Genomic DNA, 589 nt, shown 5'->3' with positions numbered 1-589 from the left:
CTCTTTGGTTGGAGGTAAGTTCCTCGGCGCCGAACCGGGAGCGGCCGCGAATGTTCCTTCGCGCCGCGAAAAATTGCCGAGCCCGATTGCGGATCAAACAGGCGCCGCTTCGCGTTGGCGACCAGACAGCAGGCAGGAGCCGTATGATCGTCTTCGGCGACCACAAGCGAACGCATAGCGCAGAGCAGCTCAGGGAAGCTGTCCTGGCCGAGGCTGAAGCGATTGGCGATCTGCCTGCCGGCATCGAACGTCACGCTGCTCTGGTCGATCTTTTCGTTACCGCCTCGGAACTCTTCCAGGGCCTTGCCGACGCGGAATTCGACACCAGAGGTGCCGACGGCAGTTCGGCGAGGCAGAAGCTGGGTTCTGAAATCCTCGTCGAGCTGTCGCGGGAAGTGCTGCGGTCCTGGCAGCAGGGATTTGCCCGAAAAGGATCGCTCGATGCGTCGCTGCTGGCGAAGCTCGCCGCCATCGACTGCGGCAGCAAAATAACCACCGGGCCGGCCGAAGGCTATGCGCTGTACGCCCTCTATCCGGAAACCTATCTGCTTGCGGCGCTGCGGTCCGGTCTCGACGCAAACACCTGCGT

The 589-nt window shown here is 62.6% G+C and carries 1 pseudogene; it reads left to right on the top strand.

What is annotated here, in order from left to right:
* Window positions 1-143: 143 nt before the first annotated feature.
* Window positions 144-589, top strand: a pseudogene (locus EOA27_RS39305) (hypothetical protein); the annotation flags it as partial.

This window comes from Mesorhizobium sp. M2A.F.Ca.ET.037.01.1.1, assembly GCF_003998075.1.
Taxonomy (GTDB): domain Bacteria; phylum Pseudomonadota; class Alphaproteobacteria; order Rhizobiales; family Rhizobiaceae; genus Mesorhizobium.
This window is presented reverse-complemented; position numbering and strand designations above follow the sequence as displayed.